This window comes from Pedobacter sp. GR22-6 (assembly GCF_037402555.1).
In the GTDB taxonomy this organism is placed as follows: domain Bacteria; phylum Bacteroidota; class Bacteroidia; order Sphingobacteriales; family Sphingobacteriaceae; genus Pedobacter.
In genome coordinates this window covers 496,230-512,425 of sequence record NZ_JBBEUC010000004.1, presented here as the reverse complement: position 1 = coordinate 512,425, position 16,196 = coordinate 496,230, and the positions used below count along the sequence as shown (strand labels likewise).

General features: G+C 44.6%; 17 protein-coding genes. 5 read left to right on the top strand and 12 right to left on the bottom strand.

Features of this window, described 5'->3' with window-relative positions:
• Positions 1 to 57: 57 nt before the first annotated feature.
• The 4 genes from WAE59_RS20280 to WAE59_RS20265 form a co-directional block, all read right to left on the bottom strand.
• Positions 58 to 621, bottom strand: coding sequence for a type 1 glutamine amidotransferase domain-containing protein (locus tag WAE59_RS20280; protein WP_337857812.1), 564 nt, complete (start codon positions 619 to 621; stop codon positions 58 to 60).
• Between the two features lie 104 nt (positions 622 to 725).
• Entirely contained in the window at positions 726 to 1,457 is a 732-nt protein-coding gene (locus WAE59_RS20275) for an AAA family ATPase (protein WP_337857811.1), read from the bottom strand.
• Between the two features lie 7 nt (positions 1,458 to 1,464).
• Positions 1,465 to 2,214, bottom strand: a complete 750-nt coding sequence (locus tag WAE59_RS20270) for a glycosyltransferase family 2 protein (protein WP_337857810.1) — start codon at positions 2,212 to 2,214, stop codon at positions 1,465 to 1,467.
• A 21-nt stretch (positions 2,215 to 2,235) separates the two neighbouring features.
• Positions 2,236 to 3,510, bottom strand: coding sequence for a glycosyltransferase (locus tag WAE59_RS20265; protein WP_337857809.1), 1,275 nt, complete (start codon positions 3,508 to 3,510; stop codon positions 2,236 to 2,238).
• A gap of 207 nt (positions 3,511 to 3,717) precedes the next feature.
• On the opposite strand from WAE59_RS20265, the gene WAE59_RS20260 reads away from it, so the two are divergent.
• Positions 3,718 to 4,470: a class I SAM-dependent methyltransferase gene (locus WAE59_RS20260; protein ID WP_337857808.1), complete on the top strand. Its 753-nt coding sequence runs from the start codon at positions 3,718 to 3,720 to the stop codon at positions 4,468 to 4,470.
• Here WAE59_RS20260 and WAE59_RS20255 read toward each other — a convergent pair whose 3' ends face one another.
• The 8 genes from WAE59_RS20255 to upp form a co-directional block, all read right to left on the bottom strand.
• Positions 4,471 to 5,370: a sugar transferase gene (locus WAE59_RS20255; protein ID WP_337857807.1), complete on the bottom strand. Its 900-nt coding sequence runs from the start codon at positions 5,368 to 5,370 to the stop codon at positions 4,471 to 4,473.
• A gap of 2 nt (positions 5,371 to 5,372) precedes the next feature.
• Positions 5,373 to 6,140, bottom strand: a complete 768-nt coding sequence (locus WAE59_RS20250; protein WP_337857806.1) for a methyltransferase domain-containing protein — start codon at positions 6,138 to 6,140, stop codon at positions 5,373 to 5,375.
• A gap of 14 nt (positions 6,141 to 6,154) precedes the next feature.
• Positions 6,155 to 6,799: an FkbM family methyltransferase gene (locus WAE59_RS20245; protein WP_337857805.1), complete on the bottom strand. Its 645-nt coding sequence runs from the start codon at positions 6,797 to 6,799 to the stop codon at positions 6,155 to 6,157.
• Positions 6,800 to 6,862: 63 nt separating this feature from the next.
• Positions 6,863 to 8,206 carry a flippase gene (locus tag WAE59_RS20240; protein ID WP_337857804.1) on the bottom strand — a complete coding sequence of 448 codons (1,344 nt, stop codon included), beginning with the start codon at positions 8,204 to 8,206 and terminating at the stop codon, positions 6,863 to 6,865.
• An 18-nt stretch (positions 8,207 to 8,224) separates the two neighbouring features.
• Positions 8,225 to 8,737: a DinB family protein gene (locus WAE59_RS20235; protein WP_337857803.1), complete on the bottom strand. Its 513-nt coding sequence runs from the start codon at positions 8,735 to 8,737 to the stop codon at positions 8,225 to 8,227.
• A 6-nt stretch (positions 8,738 to 8,743) separates the two neighbouring features.
• On the bottom strand, positions 8,744 to 9,466 hold the full coding sequence (locus tag WAE59_RS20230; protein WP_337857802.1) for a DUF4476 domain-containing protein: 723 nt from the start codon (positions 9,464 to 9,466) through the stop codon (positions 8,744 to 8,746).
• 63 nt (positions 9,467 to 9,529) lie between these two features.
• On the bottom strand, positions 9,530 to 10,219 hold the full coding sequence (locus tag WAE59_RS20225) for a YjjG family noncanonical pyrimidine nucleotidase (protein WP_337857801.1): 690 nt from the start codon (positions 10,217 to 10,219) through the stop codon (positions 9,530 to 9,532).
• Between the two features lie 51 nt (positions 10,220 to 10,270).
• Positions 10,271 to 10,915 carry a uracil phosphoribosyltransferase gene (upp, locus tag WAE59_RS20220; protein ID WP_337857800.1) on the bottom strand — a complete coding sequence of 215 codons (645 nt, stop codon included), beginning with the start codon at positions 10,913 to 10,915 and terminating at the stop codon, positions 10,271 to 10,273.
• Positions 10,916 to 11,005: 90 nt separating this feature from the next.
• Between upp and uvrB the strand changes: the two genes are divergently transcribed.
• The 4 genes from uvrB (at position 11,006) to WAE59_RS20200 (ending at position 16,195) form a co-directional block, all read left to right on the top strand.
• Positions 11,006 to 13,045 (top strand): excinuclease ABC subunit UvrB, encoded by a 2,040-nt coding sequence (uvrB, locus tag WAE59_RS20215; protein WP_337857799.1) that lies wholly within the window; start codon positions 11,006 to 11,008, stop codon positions 13,043 to 13,045.
• 15 nt (positions 13,046 to 13,060) lie between these two features.
• Positions 13,061 to 13,261: a YwbE family protein gene (locus WAE59_RS20210; RefSeq protein WP_337857798.1), complete on the top strand. Its 201-nt coding sequence runs from the start codon at positions 13,061 to 13,063 to the stop codon at positions 13,259 to 13,261.
• 94 nt (positions 13,262 to 13,355) lie between these two features.
• Positions 13,356 to 13,616 carry a DUF4834 family protein gene (locus WAE59_RS20205; protein ID WP_337857797.1) on the top strand — a complete coding sequence of 87 codons (261 nt, stop codon included), beginning with the start codon at positions 13,356 to 13,358 and terminating at the stop codon, positions 13,614 to 13,616.
• 98 nt (positions 13,617 to 13,714) lie between these two features.
• Positions 13,715 to 16,195: a YfhO family protein gene (locus WAE59_RS20200; protein ID WP_337857796.1), complete on the top strand. Its 2,481-nt coding sequence runs from the start codon at positions 13,715 to 13,717 to the stop codon at positions 16,193 to 16,195.
• Position 16,196 lies beyond the last annotated feature (1 nt).

Here is a 16,196-nt window from a genome sequence, read left to right as displayed (position 1 = left end):
AAGGCGGAATAGCATAAAAAAGGCGGGATGTTCATCCCGCCTTTTTGTTTTTATCAACTATGCATGCTGACCTTCATGTACGCCTTCTGCAAATTCCTCTACGATCTTGTCGTTAAAAGCAGGCAGGTCGTCCGGACTGCGGCTGGTCACCAGGCCCTGATCTACCACGACCTCTTCATCCTGCCAGTTGGCCCCGGCATTCAGCAGGTCTATTTTAATGGTTTTGGTGGAGGTCAGTGTTCTTCCCGACACCACTTCTGCACTGATCAGTACCTGTGGCCCATGACAAATGGCTGCTACTGGTTTTCCAGCTTCAAAGAAAGCTTTTACAAAGCTTAATGCTTCCTCGTTTTTTCTTAATGAATCCGGGTTCAGTACACCCCCTGGGATCAGCAGGCCATGATAATCGTCGGCATCAGCCTCAGAAATGATTTTGTCTACTTCTACTGATATGGTCCATTCATGATCGCCCTTCATGGCCTGGATTTTTCCTGCTTTGGAAGATATGATATGAACGGTTGCGCCTTCTTCCTTCAGTCGTTGTACCGGACTGGTGAGTTCTGTTTCTTCAAAGCCGTTCTCTGAGAGCACGGCTATGGTTCTGTTACTTAACTGTCCCATTTTTTATATGTTTAAATGATCAATAGGTTAACTGCCTATTACGACAAGTCATAAAAGATAATGTTTTCAGATTTTGAAATTCATCATGGAAGCCGGACTCTGGCTTATTCAAACAGGTGTCTGAAATAGTTGTCTGGATTTTCGAGAAAATTGCGGGTCAGCTGATAGTGTTCAGTTTCTTCATAGCATACCTGCTTAAGTCCTTCATCTGTAAAACTAAAGATGGTTGAATTGGGATAACAAAGCAGCATCGGCGAGTGTGTCGCGATGATGAACTGTGCTTTGCCTGACATTTCCAGCTGATGAATAAGCGACATGAAGGTCATCAGTCTGTTCGGTGACAACGCGGCCTCAGGCTCATCCAGGATGTAGATGCCACGGTCAAACTGGTTTGCAAAGAGCGCGAAAAATGACTCGCCGTGCGACTGTTCATGGAGCGATTTACCTCCATAAGCTTGTAAGATCCTGCCATCTTCTTTCGCCAGTTCATCAATGTAATCTGCAAAATTAAAGAAGCTTTCTGCCCTCATGAAAAAGCCGTTGCTGACCACCTTGGGGATCCATTGCAACTCGATCAGTTTGGTTAATGGCGATTCGTATCCATCAAATTTATGGCCCGTATTCGTGTTGTGGTTGCGGTTTCCTCCACGAAGGTTGAAGCCACACCTTTCTGCAAGTCCCTCCAATAGCGTAGATTTTCCAGAGCCGTTTTCCCCTACAAATAAAGTGACATTACTGCGGAGTTTGATTTCCAGGCCATCCCGAAAGGCGGGTATAGAAAAAGGATAATGGTCCAGGGGTACTTTCGGGAGCGATATTTTGGATAGGAAAGGCATCCGCAGATTAGTCGTTGGTTTTGCGGTGGCGAACAAAGTAGATGCCGAGACTTGCAGCGATCACGACGTGGTTGATCAGGTTAGGGATCAGCCCGTAGTATTTACTGAAAATTTTGAACCTTTCTTGCAGGCTGGCCAAATGTTTCTTTTTAGAGATGCCGCCCACCAGGTATTTAGCCACATAAATGTGCGTATTGACGATGCTCGATGCATTCTTGGCTGCCCTGATGATCCAGTCGATATCAGCACTGTATTTGTATTGCAGATCAAAAGGCCCAACGATGCTGCGTTTGATGTAAATGGCCTGATGGCTGATGCTCATGCCATATTTAAAGCTCTTCCAGTTGAAGTTTTCCGGGGCACAATGCCTCCGCTGACCCAGGCTCTGCCACTGCTCGTTGAACATTTCTGTCTCTCCGTAATAAATATCTGCAGATGCCGCAGTATCAAAGACATCAGACACCGTCTCATAGGCATAGATCTCATCGCCGGAATTCATGAACAGGACATAGTCGCCAGTAGCCAATGCCAGGCCTTTATTCATTGCGTCGTAAATCCCATTGTCAGGTTCGGAGATGAACCGGGCAAGTTTTCCCGCGTATTTGGAGATGATTTCTTTCGTGCCGTCTGTAGAAGCACCGTCGATTACAAGGTATTCAATGTTTGGATAGTTCTGGTTCAGTACCGATAGCATGGTGCGTTCGATATCCTTTACATTGTTATAAACGATGGTGATTACACTTAATTTTGGCTGCATGCGGCTTATAAAAGGCTAAAACTATTTGGGTTGAAGGTCGATCAGCGACTGGTACAATAATAAGTGTTTTTCCGCAATTACTGCTTCTGAAAATTGAGTTAATATTGTTCTTCTTGCTTCTTTTTGAATATCAGGGCCATTGTCTTCATGGTAGAGCCATTCTATCCCCGTAGCCAGGTCTTCCGAGGACTTGTATTCGGCAAGGTAACCATTTTCCAGGTGCCGTACCATGTCGGGGATTCCGCCTGTCTGAAAAGCTACGACGGGAGTGGCGCATGCCAGGCTTTCCATCACAGTATTGGGTAGGTTATCTTCAAGAGAAGGCGTAATGAATACATCCGCTGCAGAGTAGCATTTTGCCAGGTGTTCATCATTGGCGATGGTGCCCAAAAAGGTCGTTTTGAAGGGGAATTCAGGCATGTCAACATTATCCTTGTTCCCAAATATGATGAGTTCAATGTTTTCCTTAAGTATACCCGGCCTGGAGGCGAGGTCATTCAAAGCATCAACCAGGTAAGAAGTACCTTTATGTTTGTCGTTTTTTGAGGGCATAAAACCACTCATGAGCACAAATTTATGGGGATTGATCTTCAGGATTTTCTTTGCCTCCGATTTCACGTAGGGCTTAAACACATTCGTTTCAATCGTATTGGGGATTACGGTCACTTCCCTGAATCCCATGAGGCTGCTGAGTTTTACAGAATTGGCCATCCAGCGGCTCGGTGCCACAATATGGCAATTCAGTTCGGAATAGGCTTTCTTTTTTCGCAGCCAGGTCTGATGGGAGATGTCGTTCTTGCCACTCAACTTGAGCAAAGGGCAGAACCCGCATTCCTTGAAGTAATTCTCACAGGAATAGCGCACATGGCAACCACCAGTAAAAGCATTGCTATCGTGAAAAGTCCAGACGACAGGCTTCTCGAGTTCGTCAATCTCTGCCAGGAACTTGGGAGATAAAAAACCGTGATTGATCCAATGCAGGTGAATGATATCTGCATTTTTCACATCAGGATGGTCGATGACCGACCGGCCAAACCATTGCAGAGAGAAGGGTGTTTTGAGCTCAGCCTTTGTAAGTGCTTTCGATAGGTACCGCTCTGAAAGAATATTAAAGACCGCTTTTGCTTTCTGGAAAGGACCATTACTGAAGCTTCCGGTTTTGCTGCTTGGCTTGAACTGAAAGTAAACCATCACCTTAGACTCCGCTCCGCTGCTGTTTAGTGCATCGCTAAGCCTGAGGCAGGCCCTTCCCGCGCCGCCATTCCCCTCATACGTATTTAAGTGTACTACTTTCAACTGATCAAACTTAGAAAAAAACGGGATTTAAATCTATGAAAGTTACATATATTTCTCTTCTATATAAAAAGACTTCCTTATTTTCGCCCTCACCCGAATCATTACCAATTATTTAGCGTTCGAAAGTTAACCGCCCGAAAAGACACGAGGGAAATTTTGCTATATATTACAGTTAATGTTTCGTGCTACTAAAAGATTAAAAAAAATATGAGCAACCTGTTAACCGACAGACAGTTTTGGGTGAATTATTGGGAAAGCAAGACAGGCTTGTCTGTCAGCATCCCCGAAAACTACCTGTTTCATCAGCAATTGGGCGATCTCATCAGGCAGCAAAACGTGAAAAATGCGATTGAGCTGGGTGGATTTCCTGGTTATTATGCGGTTTTTCTGAGGAAGTACTTTCAGCTTGACGTCACCCTGCTCGATTATTTTGTGCATCAGCCGGTAACCAACGCACTTTTGGAAGCGAATCAGTTGAAAGCCTCAGACATCCATGTCATAGAGACTGACCTGTTTAAGTATGTGCCGGAAAAACAATATGATCTCGTCCTTTCCTGTGGCTTGATTGAACATTTTAATGACACCGCAGACATCATCAACAGACATATCGCTTTTGTAAAGCCGGGCGGCAGCCTGTTTATCACCTTGCCCAATTTCAAGGCATTGAACGGCTGGTTTCAGAAGACTTTCGACCGCGAAAATTACGATAAACATAACATCGACTGTATGGATCCGAAGCTGCTACAGCAAATTTGTGAGCAGGCGGGGCTGAAAGTTTTGCAATCCAGGTATTTTGGCCGTTTCAGCATCTGGTTTGAAAATGAACAGCAAAAGCCACTTGGTGTTCGGCTATTGAAGAAAAGCAGCTGGCTTGCTGGAAAACTACTGACGAGGGTGTTTCCTTTTGACTCCCAGGCATTATCACCTTATATCATTTTAGAAGCGAGGAAGCCTTTGTAGTTAATGCAGGCGCTCCTTAAGGTAGCGTTTCAGGCGTTGCCATAAATTGCCTTTCCTGTTGGAAAGAAAATGTTTGATGGCCGCGTAGGCCTGAGGGTTTTCTTTTAATTCCTGTGGGAATTCCGTAATCGGTTTAGGGTTGATGACTACATTATAGATATCGTTGATGCCGGAATGAATTCCGGAACCGTCATGACCAATGTTGTTGATCAGTGACTGGCCCGGGTTTAAAGTCAAGCCTGCCTTCAGGAAAATAGAAGCATACCATCGGATGGCCCAGGAGTTGTTGCGTCCTGCTTTGAAGTCCTGCATCTGCTTCCAGAAATTCATGCTGTGATCAATGGAAAAAGCGGTTTTTTTAGCTTTATCAAACTGAGCCATCAACGAGTCAATATCAGGTTCGAAATGCCGCCATGCCCTTTCCCAGGTAGCCCATCCCCAACTGGTCGCTGCCCGATAGAAAAAGCTTTGTGGCAGTCCTGCATCCTTCAGATTGTACATGTAGGCCCCGATGTGCATTACTTTTTCTTCATTTCTGTAGCGTTTCAATGCCTCGTTGAAATAAGTTAAAGTATAAGGCGAACTGATAAGATCGTCTTCGAAAACGATCACCTGCCCATATGTTGCAGTTAATTTGCCTACACCGGCAATGATCGAATTGGCCAGACCCATATTTTCACTGCGGGCTATGATTTCCACAGACTTGAAACCTTCGATGTTTTTCAGAATTTCCCTTACTTCAAGTACGTTTACCTCATCTTCCGCTGACCTGGCCCCGTCGGAAAACACAAATAAACGGCTTTCTGAAGCCAGCTCATTTTGCTGGAGGAATTTCAGCGTACGTGCTGTATGCTGAGGTCGGTTGTATACGAATAAGGCGATGGGAGCAAAGGTTTGCATGTTTACAGGATTTGCAATGTTTGTTCAGATTTCTTAGTAAGAACGGTATAGGCATTCGCAAATTGTTCCTTTTTCTTCTTCCCAAGGAAATTTCCCAGCAGGTTTTTGATGCGGTATTCCAGTTCAATTTTAAGGACTTTTGTAAAGCGCTTAGACTGGCCACGGTTGATGAATTCGTTGAACCGGGTAATTTCCGTTGAGATCAGGGAAGTCTTGTCCGACAGTACTTCCAGCCCCTCACTCTGCAGTAAGAATCGCAATAAAGTGGGCGTATACATGTTGATGTGGCCATAGTCCAGGAAATGTTTCATCCGTTTATCCACACCAAAGCGGTAATCGAGGGGTACTTCTACCAGAACGTATTTTGCAACGCGCTTGAGTTCCCTCAACAGCATACGTTCATGCTCTACATGTTCAAGAACATGGGCCAGTATAACAAGATCGAAGGTATTATCAGCATAAGGGATGGTGTAGCCATCAAATTTAAATACCTCTTTTAAGTTTCGCAGTCCCCGTTCTTTGATAACTTCAATTCCGCTATCGGAAATTTCAATGGCGTATAATTCAGGTGCAAAATTCGCCTCATTTAAAAAATGAAGGATACTTCCGTCCCCTGCACCTACTTCCAATACTTTCCTGGGTCTGATTTCCCCTGATACTTCAATGATGTTCCTCGCCTTGTATTTTGCACCAAGCATTCTCCATTCAGTATCCTTTCCTGCATAAAAGTCCTTATAAGCGTCAACAACTTGGTTCGTTTGATTTGCCATGTGAAGGGGTCAGATTAGATGTCGAGAGTGTTGTGTGAACGGTAAAAAACGGAGGTACACTTGGACGTGATCACACCCGGTGCCATCCCTGTAAAAGGCAGATGTTTGAAACCATTGGCTTTAAAGAATCGATGTGCTTCAGCATAGATCTCTCTTTCTGAATCATCGAGTACGACAATACCATCTTCAGTAAGGGCAGACAGGGACTGCTTGCAGCAGTTGACCCGATCACGTCCATCTACGATGATGATGTGGAACTTCTTCCCGCTGTTTGCTGCGGTTCTTGCATAATCTCCATCAGGTTGGAGTTCACAATGGATCATCTTAATGTTGGGAAGATTGATTTTTGAACTCTTTTCGAACCATTCTTTATCATGCTCTACGGAGTATACCTCTGCGGCCTTCTCTGCATAGAAAATGGTAGAGTTTCCTGATCCAAATTCAAAGATATCGTGTTTTTTGCTGATCCTGTCCTTAATGAAATCAATGAAGGAGTAGGTAACCCAGGCAATAGGTTTCCCTTCGTGATCAATAGCAGATTTTGTTTTGAAGGCATCAAACCAGCCTTTTTCAGCCAGATAACCTTTAAAACCCAATGATAGTAATACCCTTAATTTCGCCGGATCGAGGAGAGAGAAGGGGGATAATGTTGATTTCATATTCTGAATCAAAGTTAAAATGTTAATCTCAAAAAGCTAATTTATCGGGATAATATTTGAAAATCAGGAAGATTTACTAATGTTCATCTTATTTCTCAGGCGCTGCAACAAGGTAATGAGAAACAAAGACTTGAGCATCACAAAGCCCTGATCGCGGGTTTTCGGAATCAGCAAGAGGTAGAAGGCGCTCAAGAAACACGCAATTAACGTCGCTATAGAAGCACCCATCCCCCCATATAGCGGTATCAACCACAAATTAAGCAGGATATTGGCCAATGCACCTAATGCAGTCCGTTGGAAGGAAATGGACGTATACCCTTCCGCTAACAGGTATTGGGAACTGGCACTGCCCAGGAATACAAAAATGCCCGACCAGATGTGAATAGAAAGCATCGGCCCTGCGCCATTATATTTATCGCCAAAGATCAGGTGGATGATGTCGCTTCCAAAGAAGCTGATGAAGAGGGCTACGGGCAGACTGATGTAGACGAGGAGATCGTACAGATTGATCAGGCGTTTGTGGTACCGCTCCAGATCGGTTTTGCGTGCATTGATGATTGCAGGAAAAACAGAAGTCACGATTGCGGTAGGAATGAAGTACCAGGCCTCACTGATTTTGGCGGCGGCACTATAGATCCCTACTTCCACACTTCCCACCAATGGCTTGATCATTACGGTGTCAATCTTCATGTAGATGGAAACCATCACGGCAGAAAGGATGAGCGGGAAGGATTGTTTTAGCAAAGATTTTGCCCTTTGAAGATTGAAAGTCCAGCTACGCATCTTAAAACCTCTCAGGTGGTACATGTAGACGAGACCCAGGGCGAGGATGCATGCGTCGAAGGTCAGTGCTACGGCAAACCAGATCAGTTCGGCCTGTATCCAGACCAGAAAGATCTTAAGTATTGCAGACAAGATCACACAGATATTTTGTACCTGAACCACATATTTAGATTGTACCTGCGACTGAAAGTAAGAATCTATAATATTGAAGGACCTGAAAAATGATGCTGCACTTAAAAAAAATACCAGCAAGGTCAGTGGTTGTCCGGGTTTATCTGAAGTGCTGTGAAAAAACAGGTAAATGCAAACGCTCAGTGGGATAATGATCGCGCTGGTCCCGATGCGCATCCACAGGGAGGTACCCAGTATTTCATCTTTTTTCTCCGGTTCATTGATGATCTCACGAATGATGAAGGTATCCAGGCCCAGTGTGCCTACAGCGGCGACAATCGCGGTAAGGGCATCTACAAAACTGAGGTCGCCAAAGGAAGAAGGTCCCAGGTATTTAGCGATCATAAAACTGACCACCATGCTCAACAGTTTGCCGAACATTAGCCAGCCTGTATTTTTCACATATTTGTCGAACGCTTGCTGATCGAAGCCTTTAATCCTTGGGATCTTCATTGACACAAAGATGTGAATTTAAAAGCTCTTCTCAATCCTATCGAGTTGTTTTAGGTGATGTGCCAGGTGGATCCTTGCGAAACGGAGCCATTGCGCGGTATTTAAGTAACCCATTCTCGGATGAGGCGTTTTCATGTCCGGATCCGCTTCTTCCATATGGGGATAATCCTTTTCCAATTGCTGCAAAAACTTCTCAATGAGTTCCTGAGCCTCCTTTTGGTCAATTTTTCGGAGCCGCTCAGCAAGTCTTTTCGGTGCCTTATATTTTTTTCCTGGCGGCAGGCTGCCCAAAAACAAAATTAGCCGGACCAGGAATGGAGTAGCTTTTCGCTCCGCTTTCCCTTGTATGCAATCTCTTATGGTCTGCAATGCCAGTAGGCTGGAGTCAAAAATGTGAAAGTAGACTTCTGAGTATGACCATCCGCCAATCGGAGGTGTTTGCTGAAATAGCCTCTCTGGATACCTACTTAGCTTAGCCTGGTAAACCGCGGCTAAGTTAAGTAGGTGCTGATGATCCTTTGCAATGCCCATTACAGATTATCGGGTTGCTGTAGTTTTGATGAAGTCAAATAATTTATCCCTATTGCTGGAAAAATCAAAGATTTCTGCCACTTTGAAAAAGTTCTGCTTGTCGACAATACCGGGATAGGCGACTTTGGCTGCGGCCAGTTTCCTTTCATCGAAACTAAACTGCTTCAGCAAAGAGGTCAGTTGCGCAGTTGTGATCAGGTTGGCTGGAATGGCCGCACTGATGATCTTAATTTTTCCATCTTCAAAAGCTTCCTTTTTTACGAGGTTATAGAGTTCATTGAAGGATTGATCAGACATGATGTTATTTGCTACAGGTATGGCCGGACGGGTAGGTCTGCCAGCACCCGGTCTTTCCGGTCTGCCAATGCTACCGCCAATGACACCGTCCCAGTCGTCCAGTGCATAGGTATTATTCTGGATGACCGGCAGCGTTTTGACTACCTGTAGACCTGATCTTTTGGAGTAGCTCAGGAAGGTACGGTAATTCGCCCTGATCTCTATTTTTGATTTGGCGATCTGCTTGTTGTTCTGCAGTACGGTTACCGTCGGGTTAGGATTCTGTACATCGTAAAACCGGAAAAGATTTTTAGAAGAACTGATCATTTCATCGTCTACATAGACGCTTATTTTTCCTTGCTCAGGAATTTCAATGAACAGTTCGGTGGCGCTTTGCGAAAAAGCAAAGGTGGTTTGCAGCGCAGCTGCGATAATTAGAAATAGCGTTTTCATAATTTGGTTTGTTTTTGTGTGTATTGGTCGCAATGCCAAGGCTGTACCAAGATTTCTTGCGTATTAAAAATGTTGCAGCAATTCCTCCATGTGGTTGATCTGCCATAGTACGTCATCCGGCAGTTCTTTGTACGTCGGATTAAAGAAAATGGCCTTCATTCCAAAAGCTTGTGCACCACGGATGTCAGCTTCGATGCTGTCGCCAATCATGATGCTTTCTTCTTTTAGTGCAGAAGCTTTGTCCAGCGCATATTCAAAAATAGCCTTATCGGGTTTATTTACACCTACGTCTTCTGAAATGATGATGTTTTGGAAATAGCAATTGAGATCACAGACTTCGAGCTTTTTCAAGGTAGATTCTTTAAAACCATTGGATATGATGTGAAGGTCGTATTTCTGCCTGAGGTAGGTAAGGACAGTGGTTGCTCCGTCAAATAAATTCCTTTTGGTTGGTGTAAGGCTCACATAATCGTCTTCAAATTGGGGCGGTATGCGATCAGGATGCAGCCCCAATTGTACAAAGGTTTTACTAAAGCGCTCAGATCGAAGGGTTTCTTTAGTGATCTGCCCAAGATGGTATTGGGCCCAAAGCAAATGATTGTTCTCTGTATAAGTCGAGATAAACTTTTCAGCCGAATTCAGGCCCAGTTTATCCAGCTCATACCGGCTGTAAAGTTCGAGCAGGCTCTCTTCAGCATTTTTATCAAAATCCCAAATGGTATGGTCCAGGTCAAAAAAGATGTGTTTGATCATATTGCTTTGCTATTCTGCAAATTTGCAATAAGTATTTCGATTCCAGTAAAATTATTGTTTAAGACCATAGGCAAGGTCTCCCGCATCCCCCAGTCCTGGCACGATGTAAGCCTTGCTGGTCATTTCTTCATCAATGGCCCCGATCCACAACTTTGCTTTTGGTAAATTGGCACGGACGTGGTTGATGCCTTCTGTACTCGCAATGACAGAGACAATGTGCAGTTCGCGGATCTGAAATTTTCGGATCAGTTCCTTGCAGCAAATGACCATGCTCAGCCCAGTGGCCAGCATCGGATCAGCAAGAATGACTATCCTGTCGGTCAGGTCCGGTGAAGCGATGTGCTCCAGCTGGATCTCAAAGCTGCCGCTTTTATGGTTGCGGCGGTAGGCGGTAATGAAAGCGCAGTCAGCCTGATCGAAGATGTTCAGTAAACCTTGATGTAAAGGTAGTCCTGCCCGGAGTATGGTAGCCAGAACCGGTTGATCTGTAAGCGCTACACTTGCTGCAATACCCAGGGGAGTCTGTGTTTCTGTCGCTGTATAATCCAGCGTTTTGCCAATTTCAAAGGCAAAACATTCACCGATACGTTCCATATTCCGGCGGAAGCGCATGGCATCTTTCTGCTTGGTTTCATCCCGAAGTTCAGCAATGAAAACATTGGCCAGCGATTTGGTTTTACTGAGTTCGAATATCATGATATTAAGGATTTAAATTGAATTGTGCCTGCATAAAATTACCATATAAATACCCAACATGCAACAGCCAATGCTTATATTTGATCACCTATGGAATTTAAAATCGTTTCTAATTATAAGCCTACGGGAGATCAGCCCAATGCAATTCAGCAATTGGTTGAGGGGGTCAATAACCAGGAGAATTACCAGACGCTTTTGGGGGTTACAGGGTCAGGAAAGACCTTTACTGTGGCCAATGTCATCGAACAGACCCAAAAGCCGACGCTGATCCTGAGCCACAATAAAACACTCGCAGCGCAGTTGTATGGAGAGTTCAAGCAGTTCTTCCCGGATAATGCGGTCAATTATTTCGTGTCTTACTACGACTATTACCAGCCGGAAGCATTTATCGCCAGCAGCAATACCTATATTGAAAAGGACCTCAGTATCAATGAGGAAATTGAGAAACTCCGGTTAAGGACCACATCCGCACTGATGTCGGGCCGGCGGGATGTCATTGTGGTTTCCTCTATCTCCTGTATTTATGGTATGGGAAATCCGGAAGATTTTTCGCGTTCGGTGTTCCGGTTTTCGGTAGGCACAAGGATTTCCCGAAATTCCTTTTTGCACAGCCTGGTAGAGATCCTCTACGCACGCACCACCAATGACTTCAAGCGGGGAACATTCCGTGTGAAGGGAGATACCGTAGACATTTTTCCTGCCTACCTGGATAATGCCTATCGCATTTCTTTTTTTGGAGACGATATCGAGGAATTGAGCATCATAGATCCGATAACCGGTAAAACCATAGAAAAAATGCAGGACATGGCCATTTATCCGGCCAATCTTTTCGTGACACCCAAAGATCGCTTCAATTCTTCCATCTGGGGCATCCAGGAAGAACTGGAGATCAGGAAGAACCAATTGATCGATGACCGCCAATTGCTGGAGGCCAAAAGGCTGGAGGAAAGGGTGAATTTCGATATTGAAATGATGAAGGAGCTGGGCTATTGTTCCGGTATCGAGAACTATTCCAGGTTTTTTGACGGCCGTTCGCCGGGTATGCGGCCCTTCTGTTTGCTCGATTATTTTCCGGATGATTATTTGATGGTGATTGATGAAAGCCATGTCACGGTACCACAGATCCGGGCAATGTACGGTGGTGACAGATCGAGGAAGATGTCGCTGGTCGAGTATGGATTCAGGCTGCCTTCAGCTTTGGACAACCGGCCTTTAAATTTTGATGAATTTGAAAGACTGGCACCACAGACCATTTATGTGAGTGCAACGCCGGCAGATTACGAACTGCAGAAATCCGAAGGGATTGTGATTGAACAGGTGATCAGGCCTACAGGGCTGCTCGATCCGATCATCGAGGTTCGGCCTGCAATCAACCAGGTGGATGATCTCCTGGATGAGGTCGATAAAACCATCAAGATGGGCGACCGGGTGCTGGTCACTACACTAACAAAAAGGATGGCTGAAGAGCTGACCAAATATATGGACCGGCTGAACATCAAATGCCGGTATATCCACTCAGAGGTCAAGACCCTGGAAAGGGTAGAGATTCTGCGCGGACTAAGGCTTGGAGAATTTGACGTACTGATCGGGATCAACCTTTTAAGAGAAGGGCTGGATTTGCCGGAAGTTTCACTGGTCGCAATTCTGGATGCCGATAAAGAAGGATTCCTGCGGTCAGAAAAATCGTTGATCCAGACGATCGGCCGTGCTGCCCGTAACGATAGGGGCCGCGTGATCATGTATGCTGACAAGGTTACCGAGTCCATGGAAAAGACCATAGATGAGACGAACCGGAGACGGGAAAAACAAATTGCCTACAACCTGGAACATGGCATTACCCCTAAGACCGTTGGAAAGAGCCGGGAGGCCATCATGGAGCAGACTTCGATGCTCGATTTCTCGGAAAATAACACAAGGGCAAAAGCCTATGTAGAGGTGGATGAAGTGAGTATGGCCGCAGATCCTATCGTTCAGTATATGACCAAGCCGGAAATGCAGAAATCCATCGACAAAACCAAGAAAGATATGGCTAAGGCCGCAAAAGACATGGATTTTCTGCTGGCGGCAAGGCTGCGTGACGAGATGTTTGCTATGGAGAAAATGTTTGAGGAACGTTTTGGAAAGAAATAAAATGAAATTGTAAAAATGGACGGGAAAAATAGAAAAGACATTTATCCGGGATTGGAAGTGGAGATCATCTTAAAAAAAGATCAGCGCAGTGGAAAACTGACCAGGGGAATCGTAGCAAATCTGCTGACTTCTGCGGCCTATCATTCCAGGGGGATTAAGGTAAGGCTTGAAGACGGACAAATCGGCAGGGTTGCGGCCATTACCGAAGACAATTGATGAGGTGGTATTGTAATTGTTATGCAATAAACAAAACACATTTGTAATAAGACCTTTTCGGATTCGTCATAGGTCAGAACATTAAGAAAAGATAATGGGAGTTATAAAATTTATAGTCATTGCCATTTTGGTACTTTACATCATTCGGGTGATCATTCGTTTGATACTGCCAATGGTATTTGTCAAAATGGTAAACAAGGTGCAGCAAAAAGCACAGGGCCAGACCGGTTCACAGGAGCGAAATCGCAATGCAAAACCCGAAGGGTCAATATCGATAGATTACATGCCTCCTCAGGCAAAGGGGGGCAGAACCGATAAACTCGGTGATTTTGTCGATTACGAAGAGATCAAATAGTCCGCTTGTTCTCAGGTGCGGAACTTTAGATAAAATTGTTTTTATATAAGACAATTTTATCTAAGTTTGGGCTTAGTTTAAATCTTAAACAAACCTTAATGAATAATTGGTTAAAAGCAAATGGCATACACCTGGCCATTATTGGATTTTTTGTAATCATCTGTTTCGTCTATTTCAGTCCTGTTTTACAAGGCAAAGCACCTGCACAAAGTGATGTGATCCAGGCTAAAGCCATGCAAAAAGAAATCATGGATTATAAAGCCAAGGATGGTAAAGGGCCTCTTTGGACCAACCAGATGTTTGGCGGTATGCCTGCCTATCAGATTTGGGTTCAATACCCGATGAATGGTGCATCACATGTCATTTCCCTGATCAAAACAGTACTCCCTGATCCCGTCGATGTAGTGCTACTATACCTTCTGGGTGCGTATTTGTTGTTTTGTGTATTGAAGATCAACCCCTGGCTTGCCGCTGCGGGAGCAATTGCATTTGCTTTTACTTCTTATAATTTTATCATTATAGCTGCCGGACACAGCAATAAGGCCCTGGCCATTGCCTTTCTGGCACCGATAATTGCCGCTACAATACTCACCCTGAGGGGAAAACACCTCATAGGTGGGGCCCTGTTCGCCCTTTTTATGGCGCTTGAAATCAGGTCAAACCACATACAGATGACCTATTATCTGTTTATTGCATTGTTGATCTTTATTGGATTTGAACTGTACCATGCGATAAAAGGAGGTCAATTGAAATCATTTGGTAAAAGTATCGGCTTCCTGGCAGCAGGAGGTATCCTTGCTTTAATGATCAATATGGGTACGCTATGGACCACCTATGAATATGGAAAAGAGTCTAACCGTGGAAGTTCCAACCTGACAACCGATGCGTCAGAAGAGAAAAATGGCCTTTCCAAAGAATACGCTTATGGCTGGAGCCAGGGTGTGGGAGAGAGCTTTACTTTCCTGATCCCAAATCTGTATGGCGGAGCTACGAGTATTGAGGCTTTGGTGAATTCGGAAAGCAATACGTACAAAACATTACAGGGAATTACGGGAGGAGATCCAACCCAGGCGATCCAGCAGTTGGCAGGACAAGTTGGCCTTCAACAATATTGGGGAGAAAAACCAGGTACATCCGGGCCTTACTATTTCGGGGCTATTGTGTGCTTCCTGTTTGTTTTTGGTCTGTTGATCGTAAAGAACAGGTTGAAATGGTGGATTTTAGGTACTACTGTTTTATTCATGTTCCTGTCCTTCGGAAAAAACTTTCCGTTGATCTCAGATCTCTTTTTTGAGTATTTCCCAATGTACAACAAGTTCAGGGCTGTGGAATCCATTCTTGCTCTGGTAGGTCTAATGGTGCCTATATTGGCATTCCTTTCGATCAAGGAAGCACAGGAAGGAGGCTACGATCAAAAAGTACTTGTGAAGAAACTGAGTATTGCAGCAGGAATTACAGGTGGTTTTGCTTTGTTGGTTGCCATCATGCCGACGGCCTTCTTTAGTTTCACCACATCGAATCATCAGCAGATGGTACAGGCACTGACACAGATGCTGGAGAACAATGCGGAAATGGCACAGCGCATCGCTTCGGCCTTAATTTCCGATAGGGCTGATATCGCGCGTGCGGATGCTTTGCGTTCGGTGTTGTTCGTTGCCATCGGGTACGGCCTGGTTTGGGCATTGATTACCAAAAAAATGAACCTGCAGCTGGCAGTTATCCTTTTGGGACTGGCTGTGCTGATTGATATGTGGCAAGTAGACCGCCGTTACCTGAACAATAAGAATTTTGCCAATAAGAGTGATTTAGCGAATAGCTTTCAGCCTAGAGATGTAGATACCTTTATTTCCTCAGATACGGATCCTGATTTCAGGGTATTGGATTTGAGTATCAATACCTTTTCAGATGCACAAACTTCACAGTTTCACAAAACTATAGGAGGGTATCATGCTGCGAAATTAAAGCGTTTTCAGGAACTGATCGATAAACAGTTCTCAAAAAGCATCAATCAGGATGTTTTAGACATGCTGAATACGAAGTACATCATTACACAGGATCAGCAAAATGGTTCATTCAAGATGCAGCGCAACAACACTGCTGCCGGACATGCCTGGATTGTTGGTAATATCCAATATGCAAACGGAGCAGACGAAGAAATGAAAGCGATCAATAGTTTTGATCCTAAAAAGGAAGCGATCGTGGATGTGGCTTATAAAAGCATGATCGATGCGAAACGTGTTGGTGTAGATCCGACAGCTTCGATTAAGCTGGAAAGTTACCATCCTGATCATCTGGTCTATTCTTACAGTGCACCGAGAGACATCGTTGCTGTGTTTTCTGAAATCTATTACGATAAGGGCTGGAACATGTATGTAGATGGCAAACAGAAACCTTATTTCCGCGCAGATTATGTTTTGCGTGCAGCACAATTGGAGGCAGGTAACCATAAAGTGGAATTCAAGTTTGAGCCGACATCTTATTACACAGGAGAGAAAATTTCCCTGGCCGGTTCAATACTGCTCGTTGTGGCATTGGGATTTGCCGTATACGATGATAAGAAAAAGAAAAAAACAGCCTGAT

Coding starts and splice junctions, on each gene's coding strand:
- WAE59_RS20210 (WP_337857798.1), top strand. CDS start 13,061: ATGGACGGGAAAAATAGAAAAGACATTTATCCGGGATTGGAAGTGGAG.
- WAE59_RS20260 (WP_337857808.1), top strand. CDS start 3,718: ATGAGCAACCTGTTAACCGACAGACAGTTTTGGGTGAATTATTGGGAA.
- WAE59_RS20240 (WP_337857804.1), bottom strand. CDS start 8,206: ATGAAGATCCCAAGGATTAAAGGCTTCGATCAGCAAGCGTTCGACAAA.
- WAE59_RS20225 (WP_337857801.1), bottom strand. CDS start 10,219: ATGATCAAACACATCTTTTTTGACCTGGACCATACCATTTGGGATTTT.
- WAE59_RS20200 (WP_337857796.1), top strand. CDS start 13,715: ATGAATAATTGGTTAAAAGCAAATGGCATACACCTGGCCATTATTGGA.
- WAE59_RS20235 (WP_337857803.1), bottom strand. CDS start 8,737: ATGGGCATTGCAAAGGATCATCAGCACCTACTTAACTTAGCCGCGGTT.
- WAE59_RS20275 (WP_337857811.1), bottom strand. CDS start 1,457: ATGCCTTTCCTATCCAAAATATCGCTCCCGAAAGTACCCCTGGACCAT.
- WAE59_RS20245 (WP_337857805.1), bottom strand. CDS start 6,799: ATGAAATCAACATTATCCCCCTTCTCTCTCCTCGATCCGGCGAAATTA.
- WAE59_RS20230 (WP_337857802.1), bottom strand. CDS start 9,466: ATGAAAACGCTATTTCTAATTATCGCAGCTGCGCTGCAAACCACCTTT.
- WAE59_RS20255 (WP_337857807.1), bottom strand. CDS start 5,370: ATGCAAACCTTTGCTCCCATCGCCTTATTCGTATACAACCGACCTCAG.
- upp (WP_337857800.1), bottom strand. CDS start 10,915: ATGATATTCGAACTCAGTAAAACCAAATCGCTGGCCAATGTTTTCATT.
- WAE59_RS20205 (WP_337857797.1), top strand. CDS start 13,356: ATGGGAGTTATAAAATTTATAGTCATTGCCATTTTGGTACTTTACATC.
- WAE59_RS20270 (WP_337857810.1), bottom strand. CDS start 2,214: ATGCAGCCAAAATTAAGTGTAATCACCATCGTTTATAACAATGTAAAG.
- WAE59_RS20280 (WP_337857812.1), bottom strand. CDS start 621: ATGGGACAGTTAAGTAACAGAACCATAGCCGTGCTCTCAGAGAACGGC.
- WAE59_RS20250 (WP_337857806.1), bottom strand. CDS start 6,140: ATGGCAAATCAAACGAACCAAGTTGTTGACGCTTATAAGGACTTTTAT.
- uvrB (WP_337857799.1), top strand. CDS start 11,006: ATGGAATTTAAAATCGTTTCTAATTATAAGCCTACGGGAGATCAGCCC.